Source organism: Pseudomonas sp. LB-090624 (assembly GCF_003205205.1).
GTDB lineage: Bacteria > Pseudomonadota > Gammaproteobacteria > Pseudomonadales > Pseudomonadaceae > Aquipseudomonas.
This window is the reverse complement of sequence record NZ_QJRL01000010.1, coordinates 118,770-134,006: the sequence shown is the minus strand read 5'-3', so window position 1 is coordinate 134,006 and position 15,237 is coordinate 118,770. Positions and strand designations below refer to the sequence as shown.

The following is a 15,237-nucleotide window of genomic DNA, read 5'->3' as shown; positions in this document are numbered from 1 at the left end:
GAATATCTATAGAAGGAGGGATTTGTAGAGATGTGCCGGCCATTATGCAGGCATGCCCGCTCGCTCAGGCATTGCACAGGTATTGAAACCGGTGCGACACCTGTGGGAGCGGGCGTGCCCGCGAAACGGCCGGAACAGGTTCACTCGGAGGCAGCAGTCCCGAGGAACTTGCGTAAGAACTGCCGGGTACGTTCTTCCTTCGGCGCCGCGAACAGCGCCTTGGCTTCGCCCTGCTCCACGATCACACCCTTGTCGAAGAAGATCACCCGGTTCGCCACATCTCGGGCAAAGCTCATTTCGTGGGTGACGATGATCATGGTGCGCTTCTCTTCGGCCAAGCCTCGGATGGTCGCCAGCACTTCGCCGACCAGCTCCGGGTCCAGCGCCGAGGTGGGTTCATCGAACAGGATCACCTCCGGCTCCATGGCCAGAGCGCGGGCGATGGCTACCCGTTGCTGCTGGCCGCCCGACAGGCGCCGCGGGTACGCGTCTTCCTTGCCCGCCAGACCCACCTTGGCCAGCAGGCGCCGGCCCAGTTCGATGGCTTGCTCGCGGGGCGTCTTCTTGACGATCACCGGCCCCTCGATCACGTTTTCCAGGGCGGTGCGGTGGGGGAACAGGTTGAAGTTCTGGAACACGAACCCGGCCTGCTGACGCAGGCGGCGGATCGCACTTTGCTGGCCACCCAGCGGGCGGTTTGCATCGATGCTGATGGCGCCTAGCTGGATCTGCCCGGCATCAGGCGTTTCCAGCAGGTTCAGGCAACGCAGGAAGGTGGTCTTGCCTGAGCCGCTGGGGCCAATGATGGCCACTACTTCGCCGGGCTGGACGGTCATGTCGATACCGTTGAGCACGGTCTGGCCCTTGAACCGCTTGGTCAGGCCTTTGACTTCAATCATGCTCAGTGCTCCTGGTCATGCTGGTTGACCCGCGCTTCCATACGGTTCTGGAAGTGCGCGAGGATGCTGCACAGCACCCAGTAGATGACCGCTACCGCCACGTACATGGTGAACACTTCAAAGGTACGTGCGGTGATCAGCTGGGCCTGGCGGAACAGTTCTGGCACCTGGATGGTTGCCGCCAAGGCAGTGTCCTTGACCAGCGAGATGAAGCTATTGCCCAGCGGTGGCAGAGCGGTGCGCAAGGCCTGTGGCAGGATTGCCCGGCGCATGGCCTGCACGCGTGTCATGCCGATACTGGCAGCAGCTTCCCATTGACCGCGGTCGATCGAGGAGATCGCTGCGCGCAGGATTTCGCAGATATAGGCGGCCATGTTCAGCGACAGGCCGATCAACGAAGCCGGGATCGGGTCGAGTTCGATACCGATCTGCGGCATGCCGAAATAGATCACGAACAGCTGCACCAGCAACGGCGTGCCGCGGAAAAACGACACGTAGACCCGCGCCAGCCAGTTCAGCGGCAAGATCTTCGACAGCCGCATCAGCGCGAGGGCGAAGCCCAGCACCAGGCCGAAGAACATGCCGCCAACGCTGAGCAGCACCGTATAACCCGCGCCCTTCAGCAGGAAGGGCGTGGAGTCGACAACAAGTTGCAGGCTTTCAGCGATCATTTGGTGACATCGGCACCGAAGTATTTTTCCGACAGCTTGGCCAGCGTGCCGTCAGCCTTGAGCTTGTCGATGGCCTTGTTGATTGCTGCCAGCAGTTCAGGCTCGCCCTTGCGCAGTGCCACGCCGCTCTCCAGGCGTGAGAACGCATCGCCGGCAAGTTCGGTGTCCTTGGCTTTTTGCGCGTATTCCAGTGCGGCCAGGCGGTCGATCAGGATGGCGTCGATGCGGCCGTTACGCAGGTCGGCGAACTTGCTTGGGTCGTCTTCGTAGGTGCGCACGTCGGCTTGTGGCACGTCCTTTTTCACCCACTGCTCATAGTTGGTCCCCAGGCCCACGCCGACCTTTTTGCCGGCCAGGTCCTGCGCGCCCTTGATGTTCAGCTGCTCGGCCTTCTTCTTCAGAATCAGCGCCTGAATGCCGGAGATGGTGTAGGGCTCGGAGAAGTCGTACTTCTTCTTGCGCTCTTCGGAAATGGTCACCTGGTTGACCACCACGTCCAGGCGCTTGGACTCCAGCGCAGCGAGGATGCCGTCCCACTTGGTCGGCTGGATCTTGGCCTTGACCCCTAGCTCCTTGGCAAGCAGTTCGGAGAGCTCGACCTCAAAGCCGGCCAGCTTGCCGTTTTCGTCCTGGAAGCTGAAGGGTGGGTAGGTGCCTTCAAGGCCGACGTTGATCACGCCTTTTTCCTGGATGGTCTTCAATTGTTCGCCGGCAAATGCCTGGCCGAGCAGGCCGGCACCCAACAGGATTGCCAGGCTGGCGTTGAGTAGCGGTTTGGCGAATTTCGACATGTCAGAGCCCCGCGCTTGTTGTTTAAGTGGTGGGTGGCGACTATAGGGTTGGCTGTTTAGGCCAGGAAATACTAAAAAATTATTTTATTATTCCCTTTTGTATTTTTGCCAGGTGCTTGCTGCTTTGAGGGTAGGCGAGGTTGCCTGCGCCGTCATCGCCGCTTATGCCTGACTTAGCGCAGGATGGAATAAAGCGTTGTTTTTTCCAAGGGACGGAATTGCCGTAGAGTGGATTGCATGTAGGCAGGCCCGGCCTCTTCGCGGGGGAACCCGCTCCCGAAGGGACCGCGAGAGGGCCGGGCCTGGCGAAAAACCAGATGGCCGATACGGCAGGAGAAAACCGTGAGCGAACAACCTTCATCCGCGCACTGGCAGTTGCAGAGCATTGTCACTGGCCTGCGCGGCGCCCGTGAGCAATGGCGCACCCGCAATGGCCGCAGCATTGGCGAGCAGGGCGGGCGTGAGCTGCCGTCGCGGGAGGCGATGCGGCAGATTCTCGAACAACTGTGCGGTGCGTTGTTCCCCATGCGCCTTGGGCCGGTGGACCTGCGCGAAGAGAGCGAAGACTTTTACGTGGGCCATACCCTGGATGCCGCGCTGACCGCCTTGCTGACCCAGGCGCGGTTGGAGTTGCGCTATGCCGCCCGGCAAAGCAAGGCTGAGCTGGCCAGCGTCGATGCCCAGGCCCTGAGCCTGATACAGGGCTTTGCCGCTGCGCTCCCGGCATTGCGCGTGCTGCTCGACACCGACGTGCTGGCCGCCTACCACGGTGACCCGGCCGCCCGCAGCGTCGATGAGGTGCTGCTGTGCTACCCCGGGATCCTGGCGATCATCCACCACCGTCTGGCGCACCACCTGTACCGGGCCGGCCTGCCGCTGCTGGCGCGGATCAGTTCGGAGCTGGCGCATTCGGCCACCGGTATCGACATTCACCCAGGCGCGCAGATCGGGCCAAGCTTCTTCATCGATCACGGGACCGGCGTGGTCATCGGCGAAACCGCAATCATCGGCGAGCGCGTGCGCATCTACCAAGCGGTGACTCTGGGTGCCAAGCGCTTCCCAAGCGATGAGTCGGGGACCTTGCACAAAGGCCTGCCGCGCCATCCCATCGTCGAGGACGATGTAGTGATCTACGCCGGAGCCACAGTGCTGGGGCGCATTACCATCGGCAAGGGTTCGACCATTGGCGGCAATGTGTGGCTGACCCGCAGCGTACCGGCTGAGAGCAACATCACCCAGGCCAACCTGCAGCTGGATTGCCAAGACAAGAATTGATCTGGCATCCCTGCTGCGTGTGCTGGCCCTTGCGCGGGTAAACCCGGGCTCACCCACGGCTTGTGGGGTTCCTGTGGGAACGGCGCTACCCGCGAAGAGGTCAGCGCAAGAGGGCGCCAATCAGCGCCCCAATTCGCATTGAAAGCAGATCCATGGTTAACTTGAACGCTTGTTCAATGAAAAAACGCTGGTCCGCTGCCGGTGTTCAACAGGAGGATTCCTTTGCTGAACCCGTTCATTCCGAACCTTACGTCATTTGACGAGGTGCACGCCCGATGAGTGCACCGAACCCGTCCCTTGCCAATGGCAAGATCCGCATGAACCCTCCGGTGTTCTATTTTGCGGCAAGCTTCATCCTCATCTTCGGCCTTGTGGTCATCAGCAATCCGCAAGCTGCAGGCGACTGGTTGCTGGCGGCGCAGAACTGGGCCGCCAACACGGTCGGCTGGTACTACATGCTGGCGATGACGCTGTACCTGGTCTTCGTGGTGGTCACCGCCTTATCCGGCTACGGCAAGATCAAGCTCGGTGCCGACCACGACGAACCCGAGTTCAGCTACCTGTCATGGGCCGGCATGCTGTTCGCCGCCGGTATCAGCATTACGCTGTTCTTCTTCTGTGTCTCCGAGCCGCTGACCCACATGCTGCAACCGCCCCAAGGCGAAGCGGGCACGGCCGAGGCCGGGCGCCAGGCGATGCAGATCCTGTTCCTGCACTGGGGCCTGCATGGCTGGGGGGTATTCGCCTTTGTCGGGATGGCGCTGGCCTACTTCGCCTACCGACACAACCTGCCGCTGGCGCTGCGCTCGGCGCTTTACCCGCTGATCGGCAAGCGCATCAATGGGCCGATCGGCTACGCGGTGGACGGCTTCGGCATCATCGCCACGGTATTTGGCCTGGGCGCCGACATGGGCTTTGGCGTGCTGCACCTGAACGCCGGCCTCGACTACCTGTTCGGCATCAGCCACAGCCAGTGGGTGCAGGTGATCCTCATCACACTGATGATGGGCGCGGCCGTGGCCGTGGCAGTGGCCGGGGTAGAGAAGGGTGTGCGGGTGATGAGCGACATCAACCTGTTCCTGGCCTGCGCGCTGCTGCTGTTCGTGCTGTTCGCCGGGCCAACCCAACACCTGTTCAACACCCTGATCCAGAACCTGGGCGACTACCTGGGCGCATTGCCGCGCAAGAGCTTCGACGTTTATGCCTACGGTGAAAACCGTGACTGGCTGGGCGGCTGGACGGTCTTCTACTGGGCCTGGTGGATTGCCTGGGCGCCGTTCGTGGGCCTGTTCATCGCCCGGATTTCCCGTGGCCGTACCATCCGCGAGTTCGTTTTTGGCGTGCTGCTGATCCCGCTGGGCTTTACCCTGGCGTGGATGTCGATCTTCGGCAACAGTGCACTCGACCAGGTGATCAACCACGGCATGACCGCACTGGGCCAGTCCGCGCTGGACAACCCGTCGATGAGCCTGTACCTGCTGCTGGAGACGTACCCCTGGAGCAAGGTGGTGATCGCCACTACCGTGTTCATCAGCTTCGTGTTCTTCGTGACCTCGGCCGACTCGGGCACTGTGGTGCTCTCGACCCTGTCAGCCCAGGGCGGTGATGCTGATGAAGACGGGCCGAACTGGCTGCGCATCTTCTGGGGGGCGATGACCGCGCTGATCACCAGTGCACTGCTGTTTGCGGGCAGCATCGATTCGCTCAAGTCGGCGGTGGTGCTGACCTCGCTACCGTTCTCGCTGATTCTGCTGTGCATGATGTGGGGGCTGCACAAGGCGTTCTACCTGGAGTCGCAACGCCAGATCGCGCAGATGCACTCGCTGGCCCCGTTCGCCCAGTCACGCCGTGGCCGGGGTGGCTGGCGACAGCGCCTGAGCCAGGCGGTGCACTTCCCGTCGCGTGATGAGGTGTACCGCTTCATGGACGATGTGGTGCGCCCGGCGATTGCCGACGTGCGTGAAGTGTTCGAGCAGAAGGGCCTGGTACTGATTACCCAGGACGACCCGAGCCACGACAACGTCAGCCTGAAGATTGGCCATGGCGAGGAACAGCCGTTCATTTACCAGGTGCAGATGCGTGGCTACTTCACGCCATCGTTCGCCCTGGGTGGGCTGGGTACGCAAGAGTTGAAGAACCGCCGCTACTACCGCGCCGAGGTGCACCTGAGCGAAGGCAGCCAGAACTATGACCTGGTGGGCTACAGCAAGGAGCAGATCATCAACGACATCCTCGACCAGTACGAGCGGCACATGCAGTACCTGCACCTGGTCCGCTGACCAAGCTCTCCTGTCCCGGCCTCTTCGCGGGGTTGTCCGCGAATAGGCCGGGACAGGCAACAGCTAGAAAGGCGCATCCCCAAGGATGGTCGCGCGGTGCATCACCCGCCGGTTCGGCCGGTAGTCATCCACCGCGAAATGCTGGGTCACGCGGTTGTCCCAGAACGCCACGTCATTCTCCTGCCACCGCCAGCGAATGCTGAATTCCGGCCGCGTAGCATGGGCGAACAGCAGCTTCAGCAACGCCTCGCTTTCGAGCTCGCTCAGCTCATTGATGCGTGTAGTAAACCCTTCATTGACGAACAACGCCTTGCGCCCGCTCACCGGATGCGTACGCACCACCGGGTGCGACAGCGGTGGGTTGTTGCGCCGGGTGGCTTCCCAGCGCGCCAAGTCTTCGGCCGTGGTGCCAAAGCGCTCCAGCGGGAATGACTTGGTGAAGTCATGGGTAGCGGTCAGCCCATCGAGCATTTCCCGCAGCGGCACCGACAAGGCCTCGAAGGCGGCAATGCCGCTGGCCCACAGGGTATCGCCACCGAAGGCCGGCAACTGCTTGGCACTGAGCACCGCGCCCAGTGCCGGGGTCGGCAGGAAGGTCACGTCGGTGTGCCATACGGCATTGTCGCGTACATCGGTCACTGCTGTGTCGAGTACCAGCACCTGCGGGGTGTCCGGCACGTTGGGGTAGATTGGGTGAATGTGCAGGTCACCGAAGCGGGCAGCAAAGCGCGCCTGCTGCTCCGGGGTGATCGGCTGGTCGCGGAAGAACAGCACCTGGTGCTGCAGCAGCGCCTGTTCGATGGCGTCGCGGTCTGCTGCGCTGATTTCGCGGCTGATGTCCACACCGCTGATCTGGGCGCCGAGCGCCGGGCTGAGTGGGGTGATGGTCAGGCTCATGTCGGTCTCTTCAATCAGGCGCCAGTGTGCTGGCGTGGGCAATGGGGTTCAGTGGCTTTGCCCGTGCCAGGGCACCAGCTTGCGTTGCAGGGCACGCAGGCTCATCTCCAGGGCGAAGGCGATCAGGGCGATCAGCAGAATGCCCAGTACCACCACATCGGTGACCAGGAACTGCGCCGCCGACTGCACCATGAAGCCCAGGCCGCTGGTGGCGGCGATCAGTTCGGCGGCGACCAGGGTCGACCAGCCAACCCCCAGGCCGATGCGGATACCGGTGAGGATGTCGGGCAACGCGCTGGGCAGGATCACATGGCGAATCAGCTGGGCCTTGCTGGCACCTAGCGACTGCGCGGCACGCAGCTTGGCTGGGTCGACCGTGCGTACGCCGGTGGCAGTGGCAATGGCGATCGGGGCGAAAATCGCCAGGTAAATCAGCAATACCTTCGACAGCTCGCCAATGCCGCACCAGATGACGATCAGCGGCAGGTAGGCCAGTGGCGGGATCGGCCGGTAGAACTCGATCAGCGGGTCGAGGATGCCACGTGCAATGCGGTTGTAGCCGATGGCGATACCCACCGGGATGGCAGTGAGGGTGGCGGCCACCAGGGCCACGCCGATGCGCCCCAGGCTGGCGCCCAGGTGCTGCCAGAGGCTGGCGTCCATGTAGCCCTGGGTCAGCAAGGTCCAGGCTTTGGCCAGGATATCGCTGGGCGAGGGTAGGAACAGGGGCTCGACCCAACCGGCGGCAGTCACCAGCCACCAAGCCAGCAGCAGGCTGGCGAGGGTGAGGGCGCTGATCCAGCGGGTAGGCAGTGGGCGGCTCAGCCGGGTGGCTGGCCGGGCTTGTTCTTCGCTTTTGCCGGTAACCGGCAGGTCCAGGCTGCTCATGCGCGCTCCTGCAGGCTTTGGCGTTGAGAGAAAACGCGGGCCAGTACATGCTCGCGGGTTTCGATGAAGGCCGGGTCGGACTTGATCGCCCGGGCCGATTCCCCCGCGGCATAGCGCTGGCCGAAGTCCAGTTGCAGACGTTCCACTACACGCCCCGGGTTGGGTGCCAGCAGCACCAGCTCGCTGGCCAGAAACACGGCCTCTTCAATGTCGTGGGTAATCAGGAACACCGGCTTGGCGGTGCGTTGCCACACCTGCAGCAACAACTCCTGCATCTGCTCGCGGGTGAAGGCATCGAGGGCGCCGAAGGGTTCGTCCATCAGCAGCACCCGTGGGTCGGCTGCCAGTGCCCGGGCAAGGCCCACGCGTTGCTTCTGGCCACCTGACAGCTGCCAGATGCGCCGCTCGCCGAAGCCGGCGAGGTCGACCAGGGCCAGCATCTCGCGTGCCTTGGCTTCACGCTCGACGCGCGGCACCCCGGCCAGCTCCAGGCCGAAGGCGACGTTGCCCAGCACGTTCTGCCAGGGCAGCAGCGCGTCGTCCTGAAATACCACGCCGCGCTCGGCGCAGGGGCCCTGCACCGGCACACCGTCAAGGGTGATACGGCCGGCGCTGGGGGGGACGAAGCCGGCGATCAGGTTAAGCAGCGAGGTCTTGCCGCTGCCGGATGGCCCCAGGGCCACCAGCAACTGGCGAGGCCCCAGGCTCAGGTTGATATCGGCCAGTACCGGGGTGGCGGCACCGGGGTACTGTGCGCTGATGCGCTCCAGTTCGAGCAAGGCCATGGCGGGCTCCGGTTGTGCAGGCTTAGTTGGGGAGGTACTGGGCGCTGACGTATGGCGAGTAGTCCGGCAGTACCGCGTCGACTTTGCCCTGTTGCTTGAGGAAGGTCGCGGTATCGGTCAGTGCCTGGGTGGTTGGCGCACCCAAGGCGCTGGCCTGGTCGGCAGCCAGCGGGTAGACGTTACCCTGCAGCAGTACCGGGATGTCGGCAGGCTTGGCGCCGGACAGCTTGGCCAACTTGGTCACGTTGTCGGGGTTGGCCAGCCAGGCTTTCGGGTCCTTGCGGTAGTCGGCATAGGCATCGAGGGTCACTTTGGCGAAGGCCTTGACCACATCGGGGTGTTTGGCGGCGAAGTCCTTGCGCACGATCCACGCATCGAAGGTCGGCGCGCCTTTGGCGGCCAGCTCGCCAGAGGTGATCAGCACCTTGCCGTTTTCCTTGGCCACGCCCAGAGCCGGGTCCCAGACGTAGGTTGCATCGATGTCTCCGCGCTTCCAGGCAGCAATGATGGCTGGGGGGGCGAGGTTGAGGATTTGCACCTTGGACGGATCGATGTTCCAGCTTTTCAGGGCTGCCAGCAGGCTGTAGTGGCCGGTGGACACGAACGGCACGGCGACTTTCTTGCCGATCAGGTCTTGTGGGGTCTTGACGCTGTCGCGGGCGACCAGTGCTTCGCCGGCGCCAATCTGCGTGGCGATCAGAAAGGTTTCGACCGGCAGTTTGCGGGTGGCAGCGGCGGCCAGCGGGCTGGAGCCGAGGTAGCCGATCTGTACGTCACCGCTGGCCACGGCGGTGATCACGTCGGCGCCGTTGTCGAACTTGCGCCAGTCGATGCTGGCCTTGCTGGCCTTCTCGTAGTCGCCATCGACCTGCGCGACCTTGGCCGGGTCGACCGTGGTCTGGTAGGCAACTGTCAGGTCGGCAGCCTGGGCCAGCCAGCTGGAGCCAGCGAGGGTCAGGGCGGCGAACAGGCGCAGCGGGGCATGCGGGATCATGGTGAACCTCTCGTCAGGCAATCTGGGTAATGGATGACGAGAAGGCTAAATGATCTAAGAAATCAAAAATAAATAACTTTTTCGAATTAGCTTAGGAGGCAAAGGCCTTAGGGGGCAGGCCCTCCAGCAAGCTCCATGCCGGGCAGCACATGGAGTCGCAATCTGGGCCAATGGCGAAACCCGCACAACCTGAAAGGGTTTTCGCTCCTATAGAACCATACGGAATTAGGTTATGAGCAAACGTTTGCAAATAACCTATGGTTATGAAAAGGTGGCGCCGCTACAACGAATGGCAGTAAAGGTTCCTAACATATTCCTTAAAAATCTTACAAATTCATAAAACGGTCATTTTGGATTTATAGGATTGTCATTATCCTGTAGCGCAGGTGGCGTCTTAGACCAAAGTCGTGAAACGTTTAGAAACGATTGACTTAATGGTCACGCTTTGGGACTTAATCGCCAATCCACGGTGAGCGGGGCAGAAGACCCTGCCGCCAGAGATACACAAGAATTAGAACGTAGAGGAGCAAAACATGTACAAGTCCAGCCTGGCTCTGGCCGTGGCACTGGGGGTTCTCGCCCAACAAGCAGGCGCTGCCGGTTTCGTTGAAGACAGCAAACTGTCGCTCAGCTCGCGCACCATGTACTACAACGGCGACAACCGTGAAGATCACGCAAGACCTGGTGCCGAGCGCCCGGACCAACGTGAGTCGGGCCAGGGCTTCAAGCTCGACTACATCTCGGGCTTCACTCAAGGTACCGTAGGCTTTGGTGTTGATGCCCAAGCGCTCTGGGGTATTCACCTAGATGGCGGCGAGGGTTACCACAAGTCCGGCTTCTTCCCGGATGACGGCAAAGGTTCTGCAGCCCAGTGGGCTCGTTTCGGTGCCAATGCCAAGGCTCGCTTCTCCAAGACCGAAGCGCATTTCGGTAGCGCGCTCGCACCGAACCTGCCGATCCTTGTTTCCAACGATGGTCGTCTGCTGCCGCAAACCTTCGAGGGTGGCACCATCCAGTCGAAGGAAATCGACAACCTGACCATCAACGCGGGTCAGCTGACCCACGCCATGGGCCGTGCTTCGAGCAACCGTACCGGCCTGTCTGTCGCCGGTTCCAATGCTGAGAGCAACAAGTTCCGCTACGGTGGCCTGGACTACAAGCTCACTCCAGACCTGACCCTGCAGTACTACTACTCGAACTTGGAAGACTTCTACAAGCAGCACTTCCTGGGCGCGACCCACGTGTTCAAGATCGCTGACGACCAGTCGTTCAAGACCGACCTGCGCTACTTCGACAGCAGCAGCGACGGCAAGAATGGCAACGACAGTGCTTACAACTTCAACAACAACGGTGGCTATGCCAAAAACACCGGCGAGATCGACAACAAGACCTGGTCCGCCATGTTCACCTATACCTTGGGTGGCCACGCGCTGATGCTCGGTCACCAGCAAGTAGGTGACGACGGTGGCTTTGTATGGTTGAACCAGGGCAGCCTGGCCAACGACAGCGGCACCTCGGAAGGTGCTGGTGGCGCCAGCTTCTACCTGTTCACCGACAGCATGATCAACCAGTTCGCCCGTGCTGGCGAAAACACCACCTTCGGTCAGTACTCCTATGACTTCGCGGCTCTGGGTGTGCCAGGCCTGAAAGCATCGGTTGCTTACCTGCGTGGTGATGATATCCGCAACAAGTCGGGCAGCGGCACTTACAATGAGTGGGAACGCGACGCGCGCATCGACTACACCCTCCAGGAAGGCGCCCTCAAAGGCTTGGGCTTCAGCCTGCGCCAAGGCGTCTACCGTGGTGCCGGCGAGAGCAGCTCCGACCAGGATCAGGCTCGTTTCATCGTGAACTACACTTACAGCTTCCTGTAAGTCGTATCTACAAAGAAAGCCTCGCCTAGTGCGAGGCTTTTTTGTGCCTCTCGATTGGTATGAATTATGGTTATAAATAAATTGTTATTTATTCTTTTTGTTTTTAACCGATTGCAGGCACATTGAACCCATACGGTACAGAACCCAGCCAAGGAGCCGCAGCCCATGAGCCTCAAACTCGGCGATATCGCCCCCGATTTCGAACAGGATTCCAGCGAAGGCAAGATCCGCTTCCACGAGTGGCTGGGCAACAGCTGGGGGGTGTTGTTTTCCCACCCGGCCGACTTCACGCCGGTGTGCACCACCGAGCTGGGCCTGACTGCCAAGCTGAAGGACGATTTCGCCAAGCGCGGGGTCAAGGCCATCGCCCTGTCGGTGGACCCGGTCGACTCGCACCACAAGTGGATCGAGGACATCAACGAGACCCAGAACACTGTGGTCAACTTCCCGATCATTGCCGACGCTGACCGCAAGGTGTCCGACCTGTACGACCTGATCCACCCGAACGCCAGCGACACCCTGACCGTACGCTCGCTGTTCGTCATCGACCCAAACAAGAAAGTGCGCCTGACCATTACCTACCCGGCCAGTACCGGGCGCAATTTCAATGAGATTCTGCGGGTGATCGACTCGCTGCAGTTGACCGACAACCACAAGGTCGCCACGCCAGGTAACTGGCAGGACGGCGACGAGGTGGTGATCGTGCCTTCGCTCAAGGATGAGGAGGAGATCAAGCAGCGCTTCCCCAAAGGTTACCGGGCGGTCAAACCCTATCTGCGCCTGACCCCTCAGCCCAATCGTTAATGGATTCCTCGTTGCATTGCTCTTAGCCAAGCAGGGATTTTCGGGCCGTTTCGACGGCCCTTTTTTATGCCTGCCAAAAACCTGTGGGAGCCGGCGCGCCTGCGAAGAGGTCCTAATGGTTAAAGACATTAATGGAATAAACAAATGAAAAAATATGATTTCTAGATATATGTAGCAGCTGTTAATGTCACCTCCAACAGAACACAAGGAAGCGCAGCAATGCTGGTCGTCTCAATCGGTGGTAGCCCAAGTCTCCGTTCACGCTCCGGCGTGCTGCTCGAGCGTTCGCGCCAGTGGCTGCAGGACCGCGGCGTTGAAGTGGTGACGTTCCAGGTGCGTGACTTTCCCGCCGAAGACCTGCTGCATGCCCGTTTCGACAGCCCGCATGTGCAGCACTTTCAACAGCTGGTAACCCAGGCTGATGGCCTGATCGTCGCCACCCCGGTGTACAAGGCTTCGTTTGCCGGTGCCCTGAAAACCTTGCTGGACCTGCTGCCCGAGCGCGCCTTGGCACACAAGATCGTGTTGCCAATCGCCACCGGTGGCAGCATCGCCCACATGCTGGCGGTGGATTACGCATTGAAGCCGGTGCTGTCGGCCCTGAAGGCACAAGAGACCCTGCAAGGGATCTTTGCCGACGACAGCCAGGTGGCTTACGCAGAAGGTACAAAGCCCGCGCAGTTGGTACAGGCGCTGGAAGAACGCCTGCACGACTCGCTGGAAACTTTCCACGTTGCCCTGGCCCGTCGACCGCGCCCGGTGGCCCCCGGCGTATTGAACGAACGCCTGATCAGCGCCCGCTGGAGCATCTGAACGGCACTACCCGCTTCACCACCTTACTCGCCCGACAACGAGGCAAGCAGGTGCAACCCGAACCTCATTCGCACAGGAGAGCGCCATGCGCACAGTCTTCTTGCGTCGTGGTCTGGTCGCCCTGTTTGCGGCGGCTGTGTCCTTCGGCGCCATTACCCAAGCCCAGGCCGAAAGCCTGCGTATCGGTTATCAGAAATACGGCACTCTGGTGCTGCTCAAGGCCAAGGGCTCGCTGGAGAAACGCCTGGCCGAGCAGGGCGTGCAGGTGCAGTGGACCGAGTTCCCCGGTGGCCCGCAGCTGCTTGAAGGGCTGAACGTCGGGTCCATCGATTTTGGTGTCACCGGTGAGACCCCTCCTGTGTTCGCCCAGGCCGCTGGCGCCGATCTCCTCTACGTGGCTTACGAGCCGCCAGCGCCGCACAGCGAAGCGATCCTGGTGCCCAAGGGCTCGCCGATCCAGTCGGTGAAGGACCTCAAGGGGAAAAAGGTCGTCCTCAACAAAGGCTCCAACGTGCACTACCTGCTGGTCCGCGCCTTGGAAGATGCCGGCCTCAAGTACAGCGACATCCAGCCTGTCTACCTGCCACCTGCCGACGCCCGCGCCGCCTTCGAACGCGGCAGCGTGGATGCCTGGGTGATCTGGGACCCGTACCAGGCCGCCGCCGAGCAGCAGCTCCAAGCGCGCACCCTGCGTGACGGCAAGGGCCTGGTCGACAACCACCAGTTCTACCTCGCCACCCGCAACTATGCGACACAGCACCCAGCGGTGATCAACACCGTGATCGAAGAAGTGCGCGCCGTGGGTGAGTGGTCCCAGGCCAACCCGCAGGAAGTGACCGACCAGGTTGCCCCGCTGCTCGGCCTGTCTGCCGACATCACCTTGACCTCGGTCAAACGCCAAGGCTACGGCGCTGCGCCGCTGACCCCCGACGTGGTGGCCGCGCAGCAGAAAATCGCCGACACGTTCCAGGCGCTGAAGCTTATTCCCAAGCCGCTGAGCATCAAGGACGTGATCTGGACACCCCCGGCCAAGGTCGCCAGCGCGCCTTGATTGATTCGCCTGTGCCGGGGCGCCGCCCCGGCCTGAGCCACCCTTGAGGAGACAACTCCAATGAGCCTTAACATTTTCTGGTTCCTCCCAACCCATGGTGACGGCAAGTACCTGGGCACTTCCGACGGCGCACGTGCGGTCGATCACGGTTACCTGCAGCAGATCGCGCAGGCTGCCGACCGCCTGGGTTTTGGTGGAGTGTTGATCCCGACCGGGCGCTCCTGCGAGGATTCCTGGCTGGTGGCTGCGTCGCTGATTCCCGTGACTCAGCGCCTGAAATTCCTGGTTGCTTTGCGCCCGGGCATCATTTCGCCAACCGTGGCAGCACGCCAGGCGGCAACCCTCGATCGCCTGTCCAATGGCCGCGCGTTGTTCAACTTGGTAACCGGCGGTGACCCGGACGAGCTCGCCGGCGACGGTCTGCACCTGAACCACCAGGAGCGCTACGAGGCCTCGGTCGAGTTCACCCGCATCTGGCGCAAGGTGCTGGAAGGCGAAAACGTGGATTACGAGGGCAAACACATTCAGGTGAAGGGCGCCAAGCTGCTCTACCCGCCGATTCAGCAGCCACGTCCTCCGCTGTATTTTGGTGGTTCGTCCGAGGCCGCCCAGGACCTGGCTGCCGAACAGGTCGAGTTGTACCTGACCTGGGGCGAGCCACCGGCCGCTGTAGCCGAAAAAATCGCCCAGGTGCGCGAAAAAGCTGCCGCTCAAGGCCGCGAAGTACGCTTCGGTATCCGTCTGCACGTAATCGTGCGGGAAACCAACGAAGAAGCCTGGGCTGCTGCTGACCGCCTGATCTCGCACCTGGACGATGACACCATTTCCCGTGCCCAGGCTTCGCTGGCGCGCTTTGATTCGGTAGGCCAGCAGCGTATGGCTGCCTTGCACGGCGGCAACCGCGACAACCTGGAAGTCAGCCCCAACCTGTGGGCAGGTGTTGGCCTGGTACGGGGCGGCGCGGGTACCGCGCTGGTGGGCGACGGCCCTACCGTGGCAGCACGGGTGAAGGAATATGCCGACTTGGGCATAGATACCTTCATCTTCTCGGGTTATCCACACCTGGAAGAGTCTTACCGCGTGGCGGAGCTGCTGTTCCCGCACCTTGATGTGCAGCGCCCGGAGCAGCCGAAAACCGGTGGGTATGTAAGCCCGTTCGGCGAGATGGTGGCCAACGACATCCTGCCCAAGTCCGTGTCGCAGAGCTGAGGGCCGG

Annotated in this window: 14 protein-coding genes; 7 read left to right on the top strand and 7 right to left on the bottom strand. The window is 61.8% G+C overall.

The features are described 5' to 3' along the window. Positions 1 to 140: 140 nt before the first annotated feature. The 3 genes from tcyN to tcyJ are packed head-to-tail and all read right to left on the bottom strand — an operon-like array spanning position 141 to position 2,361. Positions 141 to 899: an L-cystine ABC transporter ATP-binding protein TcyN gene (tcyN, locus tag DMX11_RS12670; protein WP_110744831.1), complete on the bottom strand. Its 759-nt coding sequence runs from the start codon at positions 897 to 899 to the stop codon at positions 141 to 143. Between the two features lie 2 nt (positions 900 to 901). Next, positions 902 to 1,570, bottom strand: a complete 669-nt coding sequence (gene tcyL / locus DMX11_RS12665) for a cystine ABC transporter permease (RefSeq protein WP_051099126.1) — start codon at positions 1,568 to 1,570, stop codon at positions 902 to 904. Further along, a complete protein-coding gene (tcyJ, locus tag DMX11_RS12660; protein ID WP_110744830.1) occupies positions 1,567 to 2,361 on the bottom strand; it encodes a cystine ABC transporter substrate-binding protein in 795 nt (264 codons plus the stop codon). Before tcyJ ends, tcyL begins: the two co-directional genes overlap by 4 nt. Before the next feature lie 342 nt (positions 2,362 to 2,703). Here tcyJ and epsC point away from each other — a divergent pair, with 342 nt between their 5' ends. Together epsC and betT are read left to right on the top strand one after the other, a co-directional pair. Beyond that, positions 2,704 to 3,636 carry a serine O-acetyltransferase EpsC gene (epsC, locus tag DMX11_RS12655; RefSeq protein ID WP_110744829.1) on the top strand — a complete coding sequence of 311 codons (933 nt, stop codon included), beginning with the start codon at positions 2,704 to 2,706 and terminating at the stop codon, positions 3,634 to 3,636. Positions 3,637 to 3,953: 317 nt separating this feature from the next. Continuing rightward, positions 3,954 to 5,915, top strand: coding sequence for a choline transporter BetT (betT, locus tag DMX11_RS12650; protein ID WP_177410742.1), 1,962 nt, complete (start codon positions 3,954 to 3,956; stop codon positions 5,913 to 5,915). 63 nt (positions 5,916 to 5,978) lie between these two features. Here the strand turns inward: betT and tauD are convergent, their stop codons facing one another. The 4 genes from tauD to tauA are packed head-to-tail and all read right to left on the bottom strand — an operon-like array spanning position 5,979 to position 9,479. Next, a complete protein-coding gene (gene tauD, locus DMX11_RS12645; RefSeq protein ID WP_110744827.1) occupies positions 5,979 to 6,812 on the bottom strand; it encodes a taurine dioxygenase in 834 nt (277 codons plus the stop codon). Positions 6,813 to 6,860: 48 nt separating this feature from the next. Then, on the bottom strand, positions 6,861 to 7,700 hold the full coding sequence (gene tauC, locus DMX11_RS12640) for a taurine ABC transporter permease TauC (protein ID WP_110744826.1): 840 nt from the start codon (positions 7,698 to 7,700) through the stop codon (positions 6,861 to 6,863). Next, complete coding sequence (gene tauB, locus DMX11_RS12635; RefSeq protein WP_110744825.1) at positions 7,697 to 8,485, bottom strand: taurine ABC transporter ATP-binding subunit; 789 nt, start codon at positions 8,483 to 8,485, stop codon at positions 7,697 to 7,699. Before tauB ends, tauC begins: the two co-directional genes overlap by 4 nt. Positions 8,486 to 8,507: 22 nt before the next feature. Further along, a complete protein-coding gene (gene tauA / locus DMX11_RS12630) occupies positions 8,508 to 9,479 on the bottom strand; it encodes a taurine ABC transporter substrate-binding protein (RefSeq protein WP_110744824.1) in 972 nt (323 codons plus the stop codon). Positions 9,480 to 10,012: 533 nt separating this feature from the next. On the opposite strand from tauA, the gene DMX11_RS12625 reads away from it, so the two are divergent. From DMX11_RS12625 to ssuD, 5 genes are all read left to right on the top strand, one after another. After that, positions 10,013 to 11,353, top strand: a complete 1,341-nt coding sequence (locus tag DMX11_RS12625; RefSeq protein WP_110744823.1) for an OprD family porin — start codon at positions 10,013 to 10,015, stop codon at positions 11,351 to 11,353. A 165-nt stretch (positions 11,354 to 11,518) separates the two neighbouring features. After that, positions 11,519 to 12,157 carry a peroxiredoxin gene (locus tag DMX11_RS12620; protein ID WP_016497546.1) on the top strand — a complete coding sequence of 213 codons (639 nt, stop codon included), beginning with the start codon at positions 11,519 to 11,521 and terminating at the stop codon, positions 12,155 to 12,157. A 219-nt stretch (positions 12,158 to 12,376) separates the two neighbouring features. Further along, positions 12,377 to 12,970: an NADPH-dependent FMN reductase gene (ssuE, locus tag DMX11_RS12615; RefSeq protein WP_110744822.1), complete on the top strand. Its 594-nt coding sequence runs from the start codon at positions 12,377 to 12,379 to the stop codon at positions 12,968 to 12,970. Between the two features lie 85 nt (positions 12,971 to 13,055). Continuing rightward, positions 13,056 to 14,021 carry a sulfonate ABC transporter substrate-binding protein gene (locus DMX11_RS12610; protein WP_110744821.1) on the top strand — a complete coding sequence of 322 codons (966 nt, stop codon included), beginning with the start codon at positions 13,056 to 13,058 and terminating at the stop codon, positions 14,019 to 14,021. A 60-nt stretch (positions 14,022 to 14,081) separates the two neighbouring features. Beyond that, positions 14,082 to 15,230, top strand: coding sequence for an FMNH2-dependent alkanesulfonate monooxygenase (ssuD, locus tag DMX11_RS12605; RefSeq protein WP_110744820.1), 1,149 nt, complete (start codon positions 14,082 to 14,084; stop codon positions 15,228 to 15,230). Positions 15,231 to 15,237: the final 7 nt, after the last annotated feature.

Coding starts and splice junctions, on each gene's coding strand:
- tcyN (WP_110744831.1), bottom strand. CDS start 899: ATGATTGAAGTCAAAGGCCTGACCAAGCGGTTCAAGGGCCAGACCGTG.
- tcyL (WP_051099126.1), bottom strand. CDS start 1,570: ATGATCGCTGAAAGCCTGCAACTTGTTGTCGACTCCACGCCCTTCCTG.
- tcyJ (WP_110744830.1), bottom strand. CDS start 2,361: ATGTCGAAATTCGCCAAACCGCTACTCAACGCCAGCCTGGCAATCCTG.
- betT (WP_177410742.1), top strand. CDS start 3,954: ATGAACCCTCCGGTGTTCTATTTTGCGGCAAGCTTCATCCTCATCTTC.
- tauD (WP_110744827.1), bottom strand. CDS start 6,812: ATGAGCCTGACCATCACCCCACTCAGCCCGGCGCTCGGCGCCCAGATC.
- tauC (WP_110744826.1), bottom strand. CDS start 7,700: ATGAGCAGCCTGGACCTGCCGGTTACCGGCAAAAGCGAAGAACAAGCC.
- tauB (WP_110744825.1), bottom strand. CDS start 8,485: ATGGCCTTGCTCGAACTGGAGCGCATCAGCGCACAGTACCCCGGTGCC.
- tauA (WP_110744824.1), bottom strand. CDS start 9,479: ATGATCCCGCATGCCCCGCTGCGCCTGTTCGCCGCCCTGACCCTCGCT.
- DMX11_RS12625 (WP_110744823.1), top strand. CDS start 10,013: ATGTACAAGTCCAGCCTGGCTCTGGCCGTGGCACTGGGGGTTCTCGCC.
- DMX11_RS12620 (WP_016497546.1), top strand. CDS start 11,519: ATGAGCCTCAAACTCGGCGATATCGCCCCCGATTTCGAACAGGATTCC.
- ssuE (WP_110744822.1), top strand. CDS start 12,377: ATGCTGGTCGTCTCAATCGGTGGTAGCCCAAGTCTCCGTTCACGCTCC.
- DMX11_RS12610 (WP_110744821.1), top strand. CDS start 13,056: ATGCGCACAGTCTTCTTGCGTCGTGGTCTGGTCGCCCTGTTTGCGGCG.
- ssuD (WP_110744820.1), top strand. CDS start 14,082: ATGAGCCTTAACATTTTCTGGTTCCTCCCAACCCATGGTGACGGCAAG.